Here is a 17,223-nt window from a genome sequence, read left to right as displayed (position 1 = left end):
TCGGGGTCGAAAGTGGGTGGGGACCGGTGGTTCGCAGACCGGTGGCGTGGATCGTGGCGGTCGTGCTCTTCGCGGAGGGGCTCGGCGTCGCCGCGCTGAACTGGTTCATGGGCGTCGTGGTGGACCGGCAGGACATGTCCCTGGCCGGCCTGGACCCGGACGTCATGTCGACGTCCTCCAAGGTGGGCGGGATCGTCTTCGGTCTCTACTTCGTCCTGTGCGGCGTGGTGGCCCTGCTGGTGGCGCTGCGCGACCGTGCGCCCGCCGGCTTCGGCCGGGTGCTGCTGATCAGCGCCGCCGTCGTGCACGGACTGCTGGGCGCGTTCGCCTGGGGACTGCTGGGCGTGTCGCAGTTCGTCTTCATGGTGGTCGTGCTCGCCCTGATCGTGCTGCTGCTGATGACCTACGACGCCCGGCAGCGGCCCGTCGCCCCGGCGCCCGAGGACGCCAAGGGCGACGGTGGCGGCTCTCCGGCGGCGCCGGTCGCGCCGGCGCCCGTCACGCCTCCGGCGGCGCCCACAACTCCGTGATGCCGACGCCGAGTTGCGCCAGCAGCCGGCGCAGCAGGGGCAGGCTGAGGCCGATCACGTTGCCGTGGTCGCCGTCGATGCCCTCGATGAACGGCGCCGACCGGCCGTCGAGGGTGAACGCCCCGGCCACGTAGAGGGGTTCGCCCGAGGCGACGTATGCGGCGATCTCCGCGTCGGTCGGGTCGCCGAAGCGCACCACGGTGGACGCGGTCGCGGAGGTGTAGCGCCCGCTGGCGGTGTCGTAGACGCAGTGGCCGGTCTGCAGCGTGCCGGCCCGGCCGCGCATCGCCTTCCAGCGCGCGGTGGCCTCCTCGGCGTCCGCAGGCTTGCCCAGCGCCTCGCCGTCCAGGTCGAGCACCGAGTCGCAGCCGATCACCAGGGCGCCCTTGACGGCGGGCTTCGCCGCGACGACGGAGGCCTTCGCCTCGGCGAGGGCGAGCGCCAGTTCGGCGGGGGTGGGGGCGGTGACGGCGTCCTCGTCCACCCCGCTCACGATCACCTCGGGGGTGAGGCCGGCCTGCCGCAGCAGGTTCAGCCGGGCGGGGGACTGGGAGGCGAGGACGAGGCGGCGCGCAGCGGTCATACGGTCAGCGTATCGCCGGTGCTCTCATCTGACGCCGAGCACGATCATCGCCAGCACCATGGCCAGCGCGAGGAAGAGGCCGAGTCTGCGCAGGGTCTCCTGCATGTCGCGGAGTTCCTCGGGGGGCTCGTTCTCGGGGTCGGACCACAGCATGTCACCAGCGTGCGGCGTGGCGGGTCGACGGCGCCTGAGTACCCGTACTCAAGTTGCGGGCCCGCAGTCGTTCACCGGATGTCCGGCTGTCGTTCGACTGCGGGCCGCAGGCGGGCGGGCCGCGCTCAGCTCGGCCAGTAGGTGCGGGTCCAGGACGCCCGGCCGGGTTGGGGCACGCGCCGGCCCGCGATGCGGGCGGGGTCGGACCATGCGTCCCTCGGGGTCTCCGCGCCGGACGGCGGCGTCGCCGCCACCGCCGCGGCGCGGGCCCGGACCACCGCCAGGGCGGCGGCGAGCTCCTCCGGGGTCGGGTTGCCCCGTACGACCTTGATCGTCACAGCGGCTCCTTAGAGGGGGATGTTGCCGTGCTTCTTCGGGGGCAGGGATTCCCGCTTGGTGCGCAGCTGACGCAGTCCGCGCACGATGTGCCGGCGGGTGTCGGACGGCATGATCACCGAGTCGACGTAGCCGCGCTCGGCCGCGACGTACGGGTTGAGGAGGGTGTCCTCGTACTCGCGGATCAGCCGGGCGCGCACCGCCTCGAGGTCCTCGCCGGCCGCCTGCGCCTCCGCGATCGTGCGGCGGTGCAGGATGTTGACCGCGCCCTGGGCGCCCATCACGGCGATCTGGGCGGTCGGCCAGGCCAGGTTGAGGTCGGCGCCCAGGTGCTTGGAGCCCATCACGTCGTACGCGCCGCCGAAGGCCTTGCGGGTGATGACGGTGATGAGCGGAACCGTGGCCTCCGCGTACGCGTAGATCAGCTTCGCGCCGCGGCGGATGATGCCGTCGTGCTCCTGGCCGACGCCGGGCAGGAAGCCGGGCACGTCCACGAACGTGACGACCGGGACGTTGAAGGCGTCGCAGGTGCGCACGAAGCGGGCCGCCTTCTCGGAGGCCGTGATGTCCAGACAGCCCGCGAACTGCATGGGCTGGTTGGCGACGATGCCCACCGGCTGGCCCTCGACGCGGCCGAACCCGGTGAGGATGTTGGGCGCGAACAGGGCCTGCGTCTCGAAGAACTCGGCGTCGTCCAGCACATGCTCGATCACCGTGTGCATGTCGTACGGCTGGTTCGCGCTGTCCGGCACGATCGTGTCCAGCTCGAGGTCCTCTTCGGTGACGGACAGGTCCGCCTCCTCCGCGAACACCGGCGCCTCGGAGAGGTTGTTGGACGGCAGGTACGACAGCAGCTGCTTGACGTACTCGATGGCGTCCTTCTCGTCGCCCGCCATGTGGTGCGCCACGCCCGAGACGGAGTTGTGGGTGCGCGCGCCGCCCAGCTCCTCGAAGCCGACGTCCTCGCCGGTGACCGTCTTGATGACGTCCGGGCCGGTGATGAACATGTGCGAGGTCTGGTCGACCATCACCGTGAAGTCGGTGATCGCGGGGGAGTAGACGGCCCCGCCCGCGCACGGGCCGACGACCAGGGAGATCTGCGGGATCACCCCGGAGGCGTGGGTGTTGCGGCGGAAGATCTCGCCGTACGCGCCCAGCGAGGCCACACCCTCCTGGATGCGGGCGCCGCCGGAGTCGTTGATGCCGATGACCGGGCAGCCGGTCTTCAGCGCGAAGTCCATGACCTTGACGATCTTCTGGCCGTAGACCTCGCCCAGTGCCCCGCCGAAGACGGTGAAGTCCTGCGAGAACACGGCGACCGGACGGCCGTCCACCGTGCCGTACCCGGTGACGACGCCGTCTCCGTACGGGCGGTTGTTCTCCAGACCGAAGTTGGTGGAACGGTGCCGGGCGAACTCGTCCAACTCGACGAAGGAACCCTCGTCGAGCAGCAGCTCGATCCGCTCACGGGCCGTCAACTTGCCCTTGGCGTGCTGCTTCTCGACGGCACGTTCCGAACCGGCGTGCGTCGCTTCCTCGATGCGCCGCTGGAGATCCGCGAGCTTGCCCGCGGTGGTGTGGATGTCGATCCCTGGGATCTCGTGGCGCTCTTCCGGCTCGGACATCGGGATGCGGCTCCCTGCCTGCTCAAAAGGGGGGACGGTTACTCATCCGTAGCGTAGTGGTGCCCCTTCGGATCGGCAGTGCGGTGTTCAACACACCTAGGGTGGCTTGCATGACACCGCGAGATGCATCAGAGGCGGGCGGCGACGGCCGGTGGTCCGACCTCGACCGCCCGCCCCTCAACGGCGCCGCCCTGCGCCGGGCGCTGGTACGGGAGGGCGGTCTGTGGTCCGGGGTGGACGTGGTGCAGCGCACCGGCTCCACCAACTCCGACCTGGTGACGGCCGCGAGCGAGGGCCGGGCGCGTGAGGGCGCGGTCCTGGTGGCCGAGGAGCAGACCTCGGGCCGGGGCCGGCTGGACCGCCGGTGGACGGCGCCCCCGCGCTCCGGGCTGTTCTTCTCCGTGCTCCTCACCCCGAGCGAGGTGCCCGTGGCCCGCTGGGGCTGGCTGCCCCTGCTCACCGGCGTCGCGGTCGCGACGGGACTGTCCCGGGCGGCGGGCGTCGACACGGCACTCAAATGGCCCAACGACCTGCTGGTGACCGTCGGCGGGGAGGAACGCAAGGCCGGCGGCATCCTCGCGGAACGGGCCGGCACGGACGCGGTGGTCGTCGGCGTCGGCCTCAACGTCACCCTGCGCGCGGAGGAGCTGCCGGTGCCGCAGGCGGGCTCCCTGGCGCTCGCCGGCGCGGTCACCACGGACCGGGACCCGCTGCTGCGGGCCGTCCTGCGGTCGCTGGAGGAGTGGTACGGACGCTGGCGCGCCGCGGGCGGCGACCCGGACACGAGCGGTCTGCAGGAGACGTACGCGGCCGGATGCGCGACCCTGGGACGAACGGTGCGGGCCGAGCTGCCCGGCGACCGGTCGCTCGTCGGCGAGGCGGTCGCGGTGGACGGCGACGGCCGCCTCGTCATCGCCACCGAGGAAGGGGTGCAGGAACCGGTGGGAGCGGGCGACATCGTCCACCTGAGACCGGTGTGACGTCACGACGCAGCACGGGCCGGGCGGTGGCTCCGAGGCCGTCCGGCGGCCCCTCCGGGGGCCCTTGGGGGCGACCGAAGCCAACGGGGCCTCAGCCCCTGCCGAAGAGAACGGAGTGAGCTGGCGCACACCTGCCGTAGAGTTGAGGCCGGTCGAAACCTGACCGCGGAAGATCGGAAGGGCAGCAGGCGTGACCGTCGACGACACGGGCTCCGGCGCGGGCGAGGACGGCCGGGGCAACCTGCCGGCCGCCGACCCCGGCGAGCCGGGCGACCCCGGTGAGGACCCGCATCCTCTAGCGCTGCGCCTCGAACAGCTCATCCTCGGCGCCGAGCGCCGCTACACCCCCTTCCAGGCCGCCCGCAGCGCGGGCGTCTCCATGGAGCTGGCGTCGCGCTTCTGGCGGGCCATGGGCTTCGCCGACATCGGGCAGGCCAAGGCGCTCACCGAGGCCGACGTCCTCGCCCTGCGGCGGCTGGCGGGTCTCGTCGAGGCAGGGCTGCTGAGCGAGGCGATGGCCGTGCAGGTGGCGCGGTCCACCGGGCAGACCACCGCCCGTCTGGCGGAGTGGCAGATCGACTCCTTCCTGGAGGGTCTGACCGAGCCGCCCGAGCCGGGCATGACCCGCACCGAGGTCACGTACCCGATCGTCGAGCTGCTGCTGCCCGAGCTGGAGGAGTTCCTCGTCTACGTCTGGCGCCGCCAGCTCGCCGCCTCGGCCGGGCGGGTCGTGCAGGCCGCCGACGACGAGGAGATGGTGGACCGGCGGCTCGCCGTCTGCTTCGCCGACCTCGTGGGCTTCACCCGGCTGACCCGCCGGATGGAGGAGGAGGAACTCGGCGAGCTCGTCGAGGCCTTCGAGACCACCTCCGCCGACCTGGTGGCCGCCCGGGGCGGACGTCTGATCAAGACCCTCGGCGACGAGGTGCTCTACGCGGCCGACGACGCGGGCACCGCCGCCGACATCGCGCTGCTGCTGGTCGAGACGATGAGCAACGACGAGACGATGCCGGAACTGCGCGTCGGGATGGCGTTCGGCACGGTCACCACCCGGATGGGCGATGTCTTCGGCACGACGGTCAACCTGGCCTCCCGGCTGACGTCGATAGCTCCCCGCGACGCCGTCCTGGTCGACAGCGCCTTCGCCGAGGAGCTGATCCGCACCGGCGACGCGCCCTCCTCGGAGGCCGAGGCCGCGGAGGAGGCCGCCGCCGCGGAGAAGGAGGGCGAGGAGCCCCCGAAGTACCGCTTCGCCCTGCAGCCGATGTGGCAGCGCCCGGTACGCGGCCTGGGCGTCGTCGAACCCTGGCTCCTCACCCGCCGCAACGACACCGACATCTGACCCACCCCGCCGACCGCCCGCGCCGGGAGCCAGTGACGGCCGGCGGTTGCAGGACGCTGCCCGTGGCGACGGACGGTGCGGGGTTGCCCATGGCCACGGACATCGCCGGATGCTCGTGACGACCGGCGGTGCCGGATGCCGGATGCTCGTGACGACCGGCGGTGCCGGATGCTCGTGGCGACCTGCGGTGTCGGGTGCCGGATGCCGTGACGACCGGCGGGCGGGATGCGTGGGGACGGTCGGCGGCGCCGATGCCTCTGGCCACCGACGGTTCTGGGCGCCCGTGCCGGTCGGCTGGCGGGATGCCCGTGACGACTGCTTGTGCCCGGGGTCTGGTGACCGGCGCGCGGGATGACCGTGACGGTCGGCGGCCGGGGGGGCGACTCGGGGGTGCCGGCCTGCGACAGGCCGGTCCCGCTGGTCGTCCAGGGGTGAGTCGGGGTCTAGCGCTGTGGAGCCGGGGCGCTCAAGGGGTCCACGCAGAGGCCGATGATCGGGACGCAGAGACCCCGCTGCCCGGGCTCCGCGGCCTTCGGGGGCTTCGGCGGCTGGGGCGCCGGGGTGGCGGTGGTCGGGGCCGCGCGGGGCGCCGACGGGGGGGCGGGGGTGGCGGTCGCGGTGGGCGCGGGCGTCGCCGCGCGGGGGGCCGGGACGTAGGTGGCGCCGGGCGTCAGGGCGACGGACGTCGCAGCCCCGGGCGCACCCGGAAGGAGGCCGCCCCCCTCGCGCGCCGGACCGGCGCTCGCCCCACCCATGGCGGTGGGCGCGGTAGGGGCGGGCGTGACGGCGGCGGCTCCGGCGGCGGAGGGCCGGCCGTCGTCGGCCGCACGGTCGCCCCGGCCGTCGTCGGACGCCTTCGCGTCACCGTCCCCCGCCTCCACGCCCGCGTCGTCGTCCGCGCTCGTGACGAGGTCGGGCGGGGGCTCGGCCTCCGCGGTGCCGAGGGCGCCGGCGCCGCCCGTGTCGGGAGTCGGCCGCAGGAGACTCAGCATGCCCGCGGCCAGTGCGAGGCCGCCCGCGGCGAACAGCACCTTGCGGGGGCGGGGCCGACGGTGCCGGCCCCGTGCGCGCGGGGTCCAGGGCGGGTCGGCCGCCGCCACCACGTCCTGTCGTGTCGTCTCGTCCAGCCCGATCAGCGTGCCGGCCATCACGTTCCCTCCCCGATGCGTTCGCGCCCTCGATGCGCCGGGGCGGAGGCACCTTATGCGCCGCCATGGGCGGTGCGCGCCGAGTTGGGCGGGATGTCACTCGTACGGGTGGCCCGGGTACCGGTACGGAGGGGGCCGGTCTTTCGCTCGCGGCCCGCGACTGGGATGATCGGACCCTGGTTGTTAACCATCGTTAACCGGAGGGCTGTCGTGAGCGGTGTCGTGGGCGGGGAGCGTGTGGGCGAGGAGCGCTTCGGGGAGTTCGTGCTGGTGCGGCGGCACGGCGACGGCGGTCATGTCGCCGAGCTGGTCCTCGACCGGCCGAAGGCCATGAACGCGGTCTCCACCGAGATGGCCCGGTCGATCGCCGCGGCGTGCGCGGCGCTCGGCGAGGACCGCGAGGTGCGGGTGGTCGTGGTGACCTCGACGCACGAGCGGGCGTTCTGCGTCGGCGCCGACCTCAAGGAGCGCAACTCCTTCAGCGACGCCGAGCTGGTGCGCCAGCGGCCCCTCGCCCGCGGCGCGTACACCGGCGTGCTGGAGCTGCCGGCGCCCACGATCGCGGCCGTCCACGGCTTCGCCCTGGGGGGCGGCTTCGAGCTGGCCCTGGCGTGCGACGTGATCGTGGCCGACCGCACGGCCGTGGTCGGCCTGCCCGAGGTGTCGGTGGGCGTGATCCCCGGCGGTGGCGGCACGCAGCTGCTGCCCCGCAGGGTGGGCGCGGCCCGGGCGGCCGAGCTGATCTTCACCGCGCGTCGCGTGGAGGCGGCCGAGGCGCGGGAGCTGGGCCTGGTGGACGTGCTGGCGGAGGAGGGGCGGGACCGGGAGGAGGCGCTGGCGATGGCCGCGCGGATCGCCGGCAACTCGCCGGTGGGGCTGCGGGCGGCGAAGCGGGCGCTGCGGCTCGGGCAGGGCCTGGACCTGCGGGCCGGGCTCGAGGTCGAGGACGCGGCGTGGCGGTCGGTGGCGTTCTCCGGGGACCGGGCGGAGGGGGTCGCCGCGTTCAACGAGAAGCGGAAGCCGCAGTGGCCGGGCGAGTGAGATGCCCGGGGCGGCCGCCGTCGTCCACGGGACCATCACTCTAAGTGCCCCCTTCGTGTCTCTTTTTCACCCAAATATCCCTAGCCTGATGTCATGGGCGAGGGCAGTGGGGGTGAGGGCGATGGGTGAGGACACGCGCCTGGCGGCCGTGGTGGCGCTCGCGCAGGGCATGGCGGCCGCGCGCACCCCCCGCGACTCCTGGCGTGCGGCCGCGCTGGGGGCCGGCCGGGCGCTGACGGGCAGCTTCGCCGCGCTCTCGGTGTGGGAGCGCGACCTCGGGCGGCTGCGGGTCCTGGTGAACGTGGGGGACCGCGCCGCCGACGAGGCCGAGTTCCCGGAGGCGGAGGCCTACCCGGTGCACCAGTTCCCCGAGATCACCGAGTTCCTGCACGAGCGCTGGGCGGCGGGCGGCGAGCCCAACGCCTGGGTGGAGACCGCCCAGGGCCTCGCCGCCGGCCGTCCCGGCTACTGCCATCAGCGCGTCGCGGCCCTGCGCCGCCGGGGCCGGGGTTCCTGTGTGGTCGCGCCGATCGTGCTGCACGGCCGGGCCTGGGGGGAGCTGTACGTCGCCCGCTCCACCGGCACCCGGGTCTTCGACCGCGACGACGCCGATTTCGCGACCGTCCTCGCCGCCGTCGTCGCCGCCGGGCTCGCCCAGACCGAGCGGCTGGAGGAGGCCCGCCGCCTCGCCTTCACCGACGCCCTCACCGGTCTGGCCAACCGCCGCGCCGTCGACGTGCGGCTGGAGGAGGCGGTGGAGCGGCACCGCGCGGAGGGGGTGGTGGTCTCTCTCGTGGTGTGCGATCTCAACGGGCTGAAGCGGGTCAACGACACCCGTGGGCACGCCGCCGGCGACCGGCTGCTGGAGCGGTTCGGTTCGGTGCTGTCGCTGTGCGGGGCGATGCTGCCGGGGGCGCTCGCCGCCCGGCTCGGCGGGGACGAGTTCTGCCTGCTGGCCGTCGGGCCGCCCGCCGACGACGTCGTCAAGGTCGCCGACGACCTCTGCCGGCGGGCCGGGGAGCTGGAGCTCGGCGAGGGGGTGGCCTGTGGGGTCGCCTCGACCGCGGACCCGATCGGGCCGGTGTCCTCGGCCCGCCGGCTGTTCCGGCTGGCGGACGCCGCCCAGTACCGCGCCAAGGCCGTGCGGGCCGTCCGGCCGGTGGTCGCCGGACGGCAGGGTCCCGACGACCCGGTGGTGCGGCTGGCCGACGAGCCGGAGCCGCCGCGCGAGCGGAGCTCCGGCGAGCGGCGGCGGTTCCGTGGGCGGCCCTGAGGCGCCGGCGGTGAGGTGACCCGTGGGTGGCGGGGCGGGGGCGGGGCGGCGCGGTGGGGACGTGACCCGCGACCGGGCGACGCGCCGCGCGGGTGGGGCGGCGACGTGACGCATCGGTAAGGGGCGAACCCCGCCCCCACTGGTGACATCTTCGTCTTCACTGCGTACGCTCCTGAATATGGATATGCACACTGTGGTGGTGGGGACGTCCGGCGTGACCGCGTCCGACGTGGTCGCCGTGGCACGCGACGGCGCCCGGATCGAGCTCTCCGCGGAGGCGGTGGCGGCCCTCGCCGCGGCCCGCGGCATCGTGGACGCCCTGGCGGCCAAGCCCGAGCCCGTCTACGGCGTCTCCACCGGGTTCGGCGCCCTCGCCACCCGGCACATCAGCCCGGAGCTGCGCGCCCAGCTGCAGCGCAACATCGTCCGCTCGCACGCCGCCGGCATGGGCCCGCGGGTGGAGCGCGAGGTCGTCCGGGCGCTGATGTTCCTGCGGCTGAAGACCGTCTGCTCCGGGCACACCGGCGTCCGGCCCGAGGTCGCGCAGACGATGGCCGACATCCTCAACGCCGGCATCACCCCGGTCGTGCACGAGTACGGCTCCCTGGGCTGCTCCGGCGACCTGGCCCCGCTCTCGCACTGCGCCCTCACCCTCATGGGGGAGGGCGACGCGGAGGGCCCGGAGGGCGTCGTACGCCCCGCCGGCGAACTGCTCGCCGAGCACGGCATCGCCCCCGTCGAGCTGCGCGAGAAGGAGGGCCTGGCGCTCCTCAACGGCACCGACGGCATGCTCGGCATGCTGGTCATGGCCCTCGCCGACCTCGACATGCTCTACAAGTCCGCCGACGTCACGGCCGCGCTCAGCCTGGAGGCCCTGCTCGGCACCGACAAGGTGCTCGCCCCCGAGCTGCACGCCATCCGTCCCCACCCGGGCCAGGGCGCCTCGGCCGCCAACATGCTGGCCGTGCTGGCGGGTTCGGAGCTCACCGGCCACCACCAGGACGACGCGCCCCGCGTCCAGGACGCCTACTCGGTGCGCTGCGCCCCGCAGGTCGCCGGCGCCGGCCGCGACACCATGGCGCACGCCCGGCTCGTCGCCGAGCGCGAGCTGGCCTCGGCCGTCGACAACCCGGTGGTGCTGCCTGGGGGCACCTCCCAGGCTTTCGGCACTGGGGGAGGACGGGTCGAGTCCAACGGCAACTTCCACGGCGCGCCGGTCGCCTACGTGCTGGACTTCCTCGCCATCGCCGTGGCCGACCTCGCCTCCATCGCCGAGCGGCGCACCGACCGGCTGCTGGACAAGAACCGCAGCCACGGCCTCCCGCCGTTCCTCGCGGACGACGCCGGCGTCGACTCCGGGCTGATGATCGCCCAGTACACGCAGGCCGCGCTGGTCAGCGAGTTGAAGCGGCTGGCCGTGCCGGCGTCCGCCGACTCGATCCCGTCCTCGGCGATGCAGGAGGACCACGTGTCGATGGGCTGGTCCGCGGCCCGCAAGCTGCGCACCGCCGTCGACAACCTGACGCGCGTGCTCGCCGTCGAGCTGTACGCCGCCACGCGCGGTGTGGAGCTGCGCGAGGGGCTGACCCCGGCGCCGGCGACGCGCGCGGTCATCGCGGCGGTGCGCGAGGCGGGCGTGCAGGGCCCCGGCCCTGACCGGTTCCTCGCCCCCGACCTCGCGGCGGCGGACGCGTTCGTGCGCGCCGGCGGGCTCGTCGCGGCGGTGGAGACGGTCACCGGACCGCTCAGGTAGCACGAGCGGGGCCCCGCCGCACGGAGATGCGGCGGGGCCCCGAAGTTCCCTCGGGCAAAGCGGAGTTACTTGAGCTTCGCGACCTGCGCGTCGATCACGGCCGCCGGAACGGGGCCCAGGTCGCCGCCCTTGGCCATCGCGGCGAAGTTCACCGTGTAGAACGTGGCGACGGTGTTGCCCTTGCGCACCACCTCGGCGTGGGCGGTGGCCCTGCCCTGGCCGTCCATGTCGACTTCCTCGGTGAACGCGACCGTCTCGTCGCCCTTGCCGGAGCCCTTGGCCGCGGCGATCTTCGTGATCTTCGTCTTCTCGCTGTCGGCCGTCAGGCCGAACCCGCCGGCGCAGGCCGTCACACCGTCGGAGACGGCCTTCATCGCCTTCTGGGCGCCGTCCCCCTCGTACGAGGAGAGTCCGACGAACGTCATGTCGATGTCGAAGGCGTCCGCGAGATCAGTCGGCTTGGCGGTGGCGGCGGACGTCTTGTCCTCGGCGACCGTGTTGCCGACGCTCGCGTCCGTGTCGCCCGGGGCGAGCGCGGCCGTGGCCCAGGCGAGCGGGTCGCAGGCCGGCTTGTCGGTCTTCACCACGTTCTTGGAGGCCGGCAGGGTGTCGTCGCCCGAGTCGACCTTGTAGCCCTTGAGTTCGCCCTGCGCGAGCAGCAGCTTCTCGAGCTCGGCCTTGGTGAGCGCCTTCGCGGCCGGAGCCTGGGAGGAGGCGGCGGACGAGGAGGCGGACGTCTTCGAGTCCGCGGTGTCCTTCGACCCCCCGTCGGAGCAGGCGGTGAGGAGGGAGAGCGACAGTGCGCCGATTGCGGCCGTGGCGCACAGCCGGGCCCCCGATGATCTCTTCATGTGCGAACTATGAAGAGGCTGTCAAGGGAGAGTCAAGTCAAATCAAAAACCCAGACGTTCCCGGCGAATGGAATAGACGACGAACCCCGCGCCCAGCGCGAGCAGGGTCGTCCCGCCGACCACGTAGGGGGTGGTGTCGAAGCTTCCGGTGTCGGCGAGCCGGACGCCGTCGTCGGCCCCCGCCCCGTTCTCGGCGACGGCCTCGGTGTCGGCGAGGGTCCGCGTGGCGCCGCGGTCCGTCGCCCGGTCCGCGGCCCGGGTCACCGCCCCGGTCGTGGTCGTCGACGCGGCCCGCGCCTGGGTCGTGACCTGCGTCGTCGTGACCGTTCTGGCCGGGGTTTCCTGGGACGCGTTGGCGGACGGGACGAACCACAGGGCGCCCAGCAGGGTCGCCGCGGCGGTGGCGGTCAGCAACGGACGTCGAGCGGATGACACGGAATATCGATCCCCTTGTGGCGCTGGCGAATTGGCCGTGTGCCCCGATGCTAATGAAAGTCGCGGGTCGCGGGAAAGTTGCGGGAGCCATGAGCCGTACGCTCCGGCCATGAGCGACGAAGAGACATCACGTTTTGTGCGGATTCGAGTGGAAGTTCTTCTCGAGGTGCACGACCAGGACGCCGTGACCACGGCCGCGCTGCGGCGGATCGCCGACGATCCGGAGGTCCCGGACGACGAGCGCGTGCACGCCGAGGCGGCTGTGACGGAAGACACCGCGGAGGCCCTCGCCTACCTCGTCGACCCCTTCGACCTGGTCGGAGAGGTGCCCGGGGTGGAACTCCAGCAGGCCTCCTGGTCCAGTGAACGGGTCGACCACGACCCGGATTCGCCGGAGTGGGACCTCGACGAGGACGATCTCGACGAGGATGACGGAGCGGACGACGAAGAGGGCCGCATCGGCTGAGCGTTCCGGGAAACTCGTGACCCCGGACGGCAACCGCCGGCCGGGGTTTCTTCGTCTCAGCAGACGCACGAACCGACACCCGCACCTTCCGCGCCGCGAACGTGGCGTGCCCCACACCTTCTGTGCAGGGGGAACGGGACGAACCGGTCGTAGCGTTGATGGTCTTGACGGGGACTCTCGGGGTTCAGGTAATCGGCAACGATGGAGAAGCGTGTGATGACGGACAGTAGGCGGCGCCGAGGTCTGATGACGGCGTCCGCACTGCTCGGCGGTGTTCTGGTGCTTTCCGCGTGTTCCGGCGGTGACGGCGGCGCCTCCGACGGCGGAGGAAGCTCCTCGCAGGCCAAGGCCGACGAGGCGGCCGCCAAGAAGTCATCCGAGGCCCAGATCAAGATCACGCCGGCGGACGGTTCGGACAACGCCTCCATCAACAACTCGGCGGCCGTCACGGTGAGCAAGGGCACCCTCACCGCCGTGACGATGACCACCGCCGAGGGCGCCGCCGTCAAGGGCGCGCTCTCCGCGGACAAGACCAGTTGGAAGCCGGACGCGCAGCTCGAGCGCTCCACCACCTACAAGGTGGCGGCCGAGGCCAAGGACTCGAAGGGCCTCGTGGCCCACGAGAACGCCTCCTTCACCACGGTCTCCCCGGCCAACAGCTTCATAGGCAACTTCACGCCGGAGGACGGTTCGACCGTCGGCGTGGGCATGCCCGTGTCGATCACCTTCAACAAGCAGATCACCGACAAGGCGGCCGTCCAGAAGGGCGTCACGGTCACCTCCACCAGCGGTCAGGAGGTCGCCTGTCACTGGTTCTCCACCCAGCGGATGGACTGCCGTCCCGAGGACTACTGGAAGGAGAACTCCACCGTCACGCTGAAGCTCGCGCTCGACGGTGTGGAGGGCGCCAAGGGCGTCTTCGGCGTCCAGCAGAAGACGATCACCTTCAAGGTCGGCCGCAACCAGGTCTCCTACGTCGACGCCAAGACCAAGCAGATGAAGATCACGCACAACGGCACGGTCATCAAGACCATCCCGATCTCCGCCGGCTCGCCCGACAACAAGACGTACGAGGGCCAGATGGTGATGTCGGAGAAGTTCAAGGAGACGCGCATGAACGGCGCGACCGTGGGCTTCACCGACGACGACGGCAAGGGCGAGTACGACATCAAGGACGTGCCGCACGCCATCCGCCTCACCAACTCCGGCACGTTCGTGCACGGCAACTACTGGGGCGCGAAGTCCATCTTCGGCTCGGTGAACACCAGCCACGGCTGTGTGGGTCTGTCCGACACCAAGGGCGCCAACGACACCGGCACGGCCGGCTACTGGTTCTTCACCAACTCGATCGTCGGCGACGTCGTGGTGGTCAAGAACACCGGCGACAAGACCGTGGCGCCGGACAACGGCCTCAACGGCTGGAACATGGACTGGGCGCAGTGGAAGGCCGGTTCGGCTGCCTGACCCGACCCCCGCTCCCAGCCGGTCCACAGGCTCCCGATGCCGCCCCCAGGGGCGGCATCGGTGTTTCCGGGGTCCGCCACAGCCTTCTCATCGTTCTCTTATATCGGCCTTATGGCATCATCACGCGCCGTGCCTAGCTTGCGGCCATGTTCTTCACCTACCTGAGGCGCGAACTGCGCCGCCGCAGAAAAGCGGCACTCGTCGTCGCCTCCGGCCTCGCGCTCGGCATCGCGCTGGTCATCGTGGTCACCTCCGTGTCCGCCGGTATGGGGAAGGCCCAGGACAAGGTCCTGCAGTCCCTGTACGGCCTGGGTACGGACATGACGGTCACCAAGGCCGCCGCTCCCGCCGCGAGCTCCTCGGACCGCCCCCGCTTCCGGTTCGACGCGCAGGACAACGACTCCGACGCGGAGCAGAGCACCGACCGCGTCCTGGTCCAGGGCTTCCAGACCCTGTCGGCGGCGACCGTCGCCACGGTCGGCAAACAGAGCGGGGTCGCCGACGCGGTCGGCGGGCTGAGCCTCCAGGTCATCAAGATCGACGGACAGTTCACCCGCGGCCAGTTCCGGCAGAACGAGAGCTCCGGCGGCGGCCGGCAGGGCGGGGAGGCCGGAGGCAGCGCCCGGCCGCAGGGCGAAGTGCAGGGCGGCGGCGCGGACTTCGACGTCAACAACTACTCCGTCTACGGCGCCGACGTCACCGAACCCGAACTCGGCCCGCTGACCTCCTCCACCATCAGCAGCGGCCGCACCTTCAAGACCTCGGAGACCGACGCCGAGGTCGCCGTCGTGGACTCGGCGTACGCCAAGGAGAAGTCGCTCAAGGTCGGCTCCACGCTCACCATCAGCGGCGTCAAGTTCTCCGTGATCGGCATCGCCACGGCCGACAGCGGCGACGCCGCCGCCAACGTCTACATCCCGCTGACCCAGGCCCAGACCCTCGGCGACGCGAAGAGCAAGGTCACCACGATCTACGTCAAGGCGACCGACTCGCAGAAGATCGACAGCGTCAAGTCGACCATCCAGAAGAACGTCTCGGGCACGACGGTGACGACCTCCGCCGACCTCGCGGACACCGTCTCCGGCTCCCTCTCCACGGCCTCCTCGCTCGCCGCCAACGTCGGCAAGTGGCTGTCGATCGCGGTCCTGATCGCCGCCTTCCTGGTCGCCGGACTGCTCACCTCCTCGGCCGTCTCCCGGCGCGTGCGCGAGTTCGGCACCCTGAAGGCGCTGGGCTGGAAGTCCGGCCGGGTCACCCGGCAGGTCGTCGGCGAGGCCGTGGTCAACGGACTGCTGGGCGGCGCCCTCGGCATCGCGCTCGGCCTCGCCGGCGCCTACGCCGTGACCGCGATCAGCCCCACCCTCCAGGCCCAGTTGGGCGGCGGCGCAGGCGGCCAGGGCGGCCCCGGCGGTGGCGGCGGCTTCGGCCGCCGGACGGCCGCCAGGACCCTCGACGTCGCGCTGACGGCTCCGGTGAGCGTCGCGACGGTGGCCGTCGCGGTGGCGCTCGCCGTGGCCGGCGGCCTGATCGCGGGCGCGTTCGGCGGCTGGCGCGCCTCACGGCTGCGCCCGGCGGACGCGCTGCGCCGCGTCGAATAGCCAACCCACCCACCAGCTTGAGGAGTTGTTGTCCCCATGTACGAACTCAGAGGCGTCACCAAGCGCTACACCCGGGGCAAGGAGACCGTCCACGCTCTCGACGGCGTCGACCTGACCGTCCCCGACGGCGACCGGCTCGTCATCCAGGGGCCCACCGGCGGCGGCAAGTCCACCCTGCTGCAGATGATCGGCGCGCTCGACCGGCCCAGCGAGGGCGAGATCGTCCTCGACGGCGTCGACCTGGCCAAGCTCTCCGAGGCCCGGCTGACGAAGGTGCGCAGCGAGAACATCGGCTTCGTCTTCCAGTCCTTCAACCTGATCCCGACGCTCAACGCGCGGGAGAACGTCGAGACGGCCCTCGTCCCGCTCGGCGTGAAGGGCGGGGAGCGCCGTGAGCGGGCCGCCGAGGCGCTGAAGTCGGTGGGCCTCGGCGAACGCCTCGGGCATCTGCCGTCCGAGATGTCGGGCGGCCAGCAGCAGCGCGTCGCGATCGCCCGCGCGCTGGTCAAGCAGCCGAAGGTGCTCCTCGCCGACGAACCGACCGGCAACCTCGACGAGGGCATGCGGGACGAGATCATGGACGTGCTGCACACCCTGTGGAAGGAGCACGGACTGACCTTCATCATGGTCACCCACGACTCCGCCATAGCGAGGAAGGCCCCGCGCGTCGCGACGATCCGCAAGGGCCGGATCACGGTGAAGGAGAACGCGACGTCCGTCTGACACGCGTCACCCCCCGGCGAACGCTGAGCGCTGAGCGAACGCCCGCCGGAACAGCAGCCTCCGGCGGGCGGTTCGTGCTTGCGTGTCCCCATGACCGCAGCCGAGACAGCCACCACACCCACCGGCCCCACCACGGTCGAGTACATCCGCTACCGCATCCCGCAGGAGCGGTCGGCGGAGTTCCTCGCCGCCTACACCCGGGGCGCGCGTCAGCTCGCGGCCTCCCCGCACTGCGTCGACTACGAACTCGCCCGCTGCGAGGAGGACTTCGAGCACTTCGTCCTGCGCATCACCTGGACGTCGACCGAGGATCACCTGGAGGGCTTCAGGACCTCGGACCTGTTCCCCGCCTTCCTCGCCGAGATCCGCCCCTATGTCGGGCACATCGACGAGATGCGCCACTACAAGGCCACCTCGGTGCGCGGCTCCGGCTCCGCCGTGCCCACGCTGTACGAGTGGGCCGGCGGCGCGGAGGCCTTCACCCGGCTCACCGAGGTCTTCTACGCCAAGGTGCTCCAGGACGACCTCCTCGCCCCCGTCTTCGCCGGCCTCGCCCCCGAGCACGCCGAACACGTCGCGCTCTGGCTCGCGGAGGTCTTCGGCGGGCCCGAGACCTACTCGGCGACCCAGGGCGGCCACAGCCACATGGTCGCCAAGCATTTCGGCCGCGACATCACCGAGCCCCAGCGCCGCCGCTGGGTGAACCTGATCCAGGACGCCGCCGACGAGGCCGGTCTGCCGACCGACGCCGAGTTCCGGTCCGCGTTCCTCGCCTATGTGGAGTGGGGCACGCGGCTCGCCGTCCACTTCTCCGGTCCGGACGCCAAGCCGCCGGGCGAGCAGCCGGCGCCGAAGTGGGGATGGGGGGCGGCTCCGCCGTACCGGGGCTGAGCCCGTCCGGCGGGCGGCCGGGGGCTCGGAG

Annotated in this window: 18 protein-coding genes; 11 read left to right on the top strand and 7 right to left on the bottom strand. The window is 72.4% G+C overall.

The features are described from left to right. Positions 1-26: 26 nt before the first annotated feature. Positions 27-530: a hypothetical protein gene (locus OHS82_RS16820; protein WP_057584515.1), complete on the top strand. Its 504-nt coding sequence runs from the start codon at positions 27-29 to the stop codon at positions 528-530. On the opposite strand, the gene OHS82_RS16815 is transcribed toward OHS82_RS16820, so the two are convergent. The 4 genes from OHS82_RS16815 to OHS82_RS16800 all read right to left on the bottom strand — a co-directional run bounded on the left by OHS82_RS16815 (position 499) and on the right by OHS82_RS16800 (position 3,227). Beyond that, on the bottom strand, positions 499-1,113 hold the full coding sequence (locus OHS82_RS16815) for a Maf family protein (RefSeq protein WP_057584514.1): 615 nt from the start codon (positions 1,111-1,113) through the stop codon (positions 499-501). The two genes, OHS82_RS16820 and OHS82_RS16815, sit on opposite strands and share 32 nt — an antisense overlap. 24 nt (positions 1,114-1,137) lie before the next feature. After that, positions 1,138-1,266: a morphogenic membrane protein MmpB gene (gene mmpB, locus OHS82_RS16810; protein WP_107105390.1), complete on the bottom strand. Its 129-nt coding sequence runs from the start codon at positions 1,264-1,266 to the stop codon at positions 1,138-1,140. A 125-nt stretch (positions 1,267-1,391) separates the two neighbouring features. Next, positions 1,392-1,604, bottom strand: a complete 213-nt coding sequence (locus tag OHS82_RS16805; protein WP_057584513.1) for an acyl-CoA carboxylase epsilon subunit — start codon at positions 1,602-1,604, stop codon at positions 1,392-1,394. A 9-nt stretch (positions 1,605-1,613) separates the two neighbouring features. Beyond that, positions 1,614-3,227 (bottom strand): acyl-CoA carboxylase subunit beta, encoded by a 1,614-nt coding sequence (locus tag OHS82_RS16800; protein ID WP_057584512.1) that lies wholly within the window; start codon positions 3,225-3,227, stop codon positions 1,614-1,616. A gap of 110 nt (positions 3,228-3,337) precedes the next feature. On the opposite strand from OHS82_RS16800, the gene OHS82_RS16795 reads away from it, so the two are divergent. Next, a complete protein-coding gene (locus OHS82_RS16795) occupies positions 3,338-4,207 on the top strand; it encodes a biotin--[acetyl-CoA-carboxylase] ligase (protein WP_057584511.1) in 870 nt (289 codons plus the stop codon). Positions 4,208-4,397: 190 nt separating this feature from the next. Continuing rightward, positions 4,398-5,549, top strand: coding sequence for an adenylate/guanylate cyclase domain-containing protein (locus OHS82_RS16790; protein WP_057584510.1), 1,152 nt, complete (start codon positions 4,398-4,400; stop codon positions 5,547-5,549). 443 nt (positions 5,550-5,992) lie between these two features. Here OHS82_RS16790 and OHS82_RS16785 read toward each other — a convergent pair whose 3' ends face one another. Further along, a complete protein-coding gene (locus OHS82_RS16785; RefSeq protein WP_328434095.1) occupies positions 5,993-6,697 on the bottom strand; it encodes a hypothetical protein in 705 nt (234 codons plus the stop codon). Between the two features lie 237 nt (positions 6,698-6,934). Here OHS82_RS16785 and OHS82_RS16780 point away from each other — a divergent pair, with 237 nt between their 5' ends. The 3 genes from OHS82_RS16780 to hutH all read left to right on the top strand — a co-directional run bounded on the left by OHS82_RS16780 (position 6,935) and on the right by hutH (position 10,764). Beyond that, a complete protein-coding gene (locus OHS82_RS16780; protein ID WP_057584760.1) occupies positions 6,935-7,738 on the top strand; it encodes an enoyl-CoA hydratase/isomerase family protein in 804 nt (267 codons plus the stop codon). A 121-nt stretch (positions 7,739-7,859) separates the two neighbouring features. Then, a complete protein-coding gene (locus tag OHS82_RS16775) occupies positions 7,860-9,011 on the top strand; it encodes a GGDEF domain-containing protein (RefSeq protein ID WP_328434094.1) in 1,152 nt (383 codons plus the stop codon). A 184-nt stretch (positions 9,012-9,195) separates the two neighbouring features. Continuing rightward, positions 9,196-10,764 (top strand): histidine ammonia-lyase, encoded by a 1,569-nt coding sequence (gene hutH, locus OHS82_RS16770; protein WP_328436072.1) that lies wholly within the window; start codon positions 9,196-9,198, stop codon positions 10,762-10,764. A gap of 65 nt (positions 10,765-10,829) precedes the next feature. Here hutH and OHS82_RS16765 read toward each other — a convergent pair whose 3' ends face one another. Together OHS82_RS16765 and OHS82_RS16760 are read right to left on the bottom strand one after the other, a co-directional pair. Then, positions 10,830-11,615, bottom strand: a complete 786-nt coding sequence (locus OHS82_RS16765; protein ID WP_057584506.1) for a hypothetical protein — start codon at positions 11,613-11,615, stop codon at positions 10,830-10,832. Between the two features lie 42 nt (positions 11,616-11,657). After that, positions 11,658-12,050 (bottom strand): LPXTG cell wall anchor domain-containing protein, encoded by a 393-nt coding sequence (locus OHS82_RS16760; protein WP_057584505.1) that lies wholly within the window; start codon positions 12,048-12,050, stop codon positions 11,658-11,660. A 109-nt stretch (positions 12,051-12,159) separates the two neighbouring features. On the opposite strand from OHS82_RS16760, the gene OHS82_RS16755 reads away from it, so the two are divergent. The 5 genes from OHS82_RS16755 (at position 12,160) to OHS82_RS16735 (ending at position 17,192) form a co-directional block, all read left to right on the top strand. Beyond that, the gene (locus OHS82_RS16755) at positions 12,160-12,516 is read left to right on the top strand and encodes a hypothetical protein (protein WP_079041634.1); all 357 of its coding nucleotides are present in this window, start codon (positions 12,160-12,162) and stop codon (positions 12,514-12,516) included. 216 nt (positions 12,517-12,732) lie between these two features. Continuing rightward, complete coding sequence (locus OHS82_RS16750; RefSeq protein ID WP_242433440.1) at positions 12,733-13,980, top strand: L,D-transpeptidase; 1,248 nt, start codon at positions 12,733-12,735, stop codon at positions 13,978-13,980. 146 nt (positions 13,981-14,126) lie between these two features. Further along, complete coding sequence (locus OHS82_RS16745) at positions 14,127-15,578, top strand: ABC transporter permease (RefSeq protein WP_328434093.1); 1,452 nt, start codon at positions 14,127-14,129, stop codon at positions 15,576-15,578. A 36-nt stretch (positions 15,579-15,614) separates the two neighbouring features. Next, the gene (locus tag OHS82_RS16740) at positions 15,615-16,301 is read left to right on the top strand and encodes an ABC transporter ATP-binding protein (protein ID WP_057584501.1); all 687 of its coding nucleotides are present in this window, start codon (positions 15,615-15,617) and stop codon (positions 16,299-16,301) included. A gap of 90 nt (positions 16,302-16,391) precedes the next feature. Beyond that, positions 16,392-17,192 (top strand): group II truncated hemoglobin, encoded by an 801-nt coding sequence (locus OHS82_RS16735; protein WP_057584500.1) that lies wholly within the window; start codon positions 16,392-16,394, stop codon positions 17,190-17,192. The last annotated feature ends 31 nt before the right edge of the window (positions 17,193-17,223 follow it).

Source organism: Streptomyces sp. NBC_00425 (assembly GCF_036030735.1).
Taxonomy (GTDB): domain Bacteria; phylum Actinomycetota; class Actinomycetes; order Streptomycetales; family Streptomycetaceae; genus Streptomyces.
This window is presented reverse-complemented; position numbering and strand designations above follow the sequence as displayed.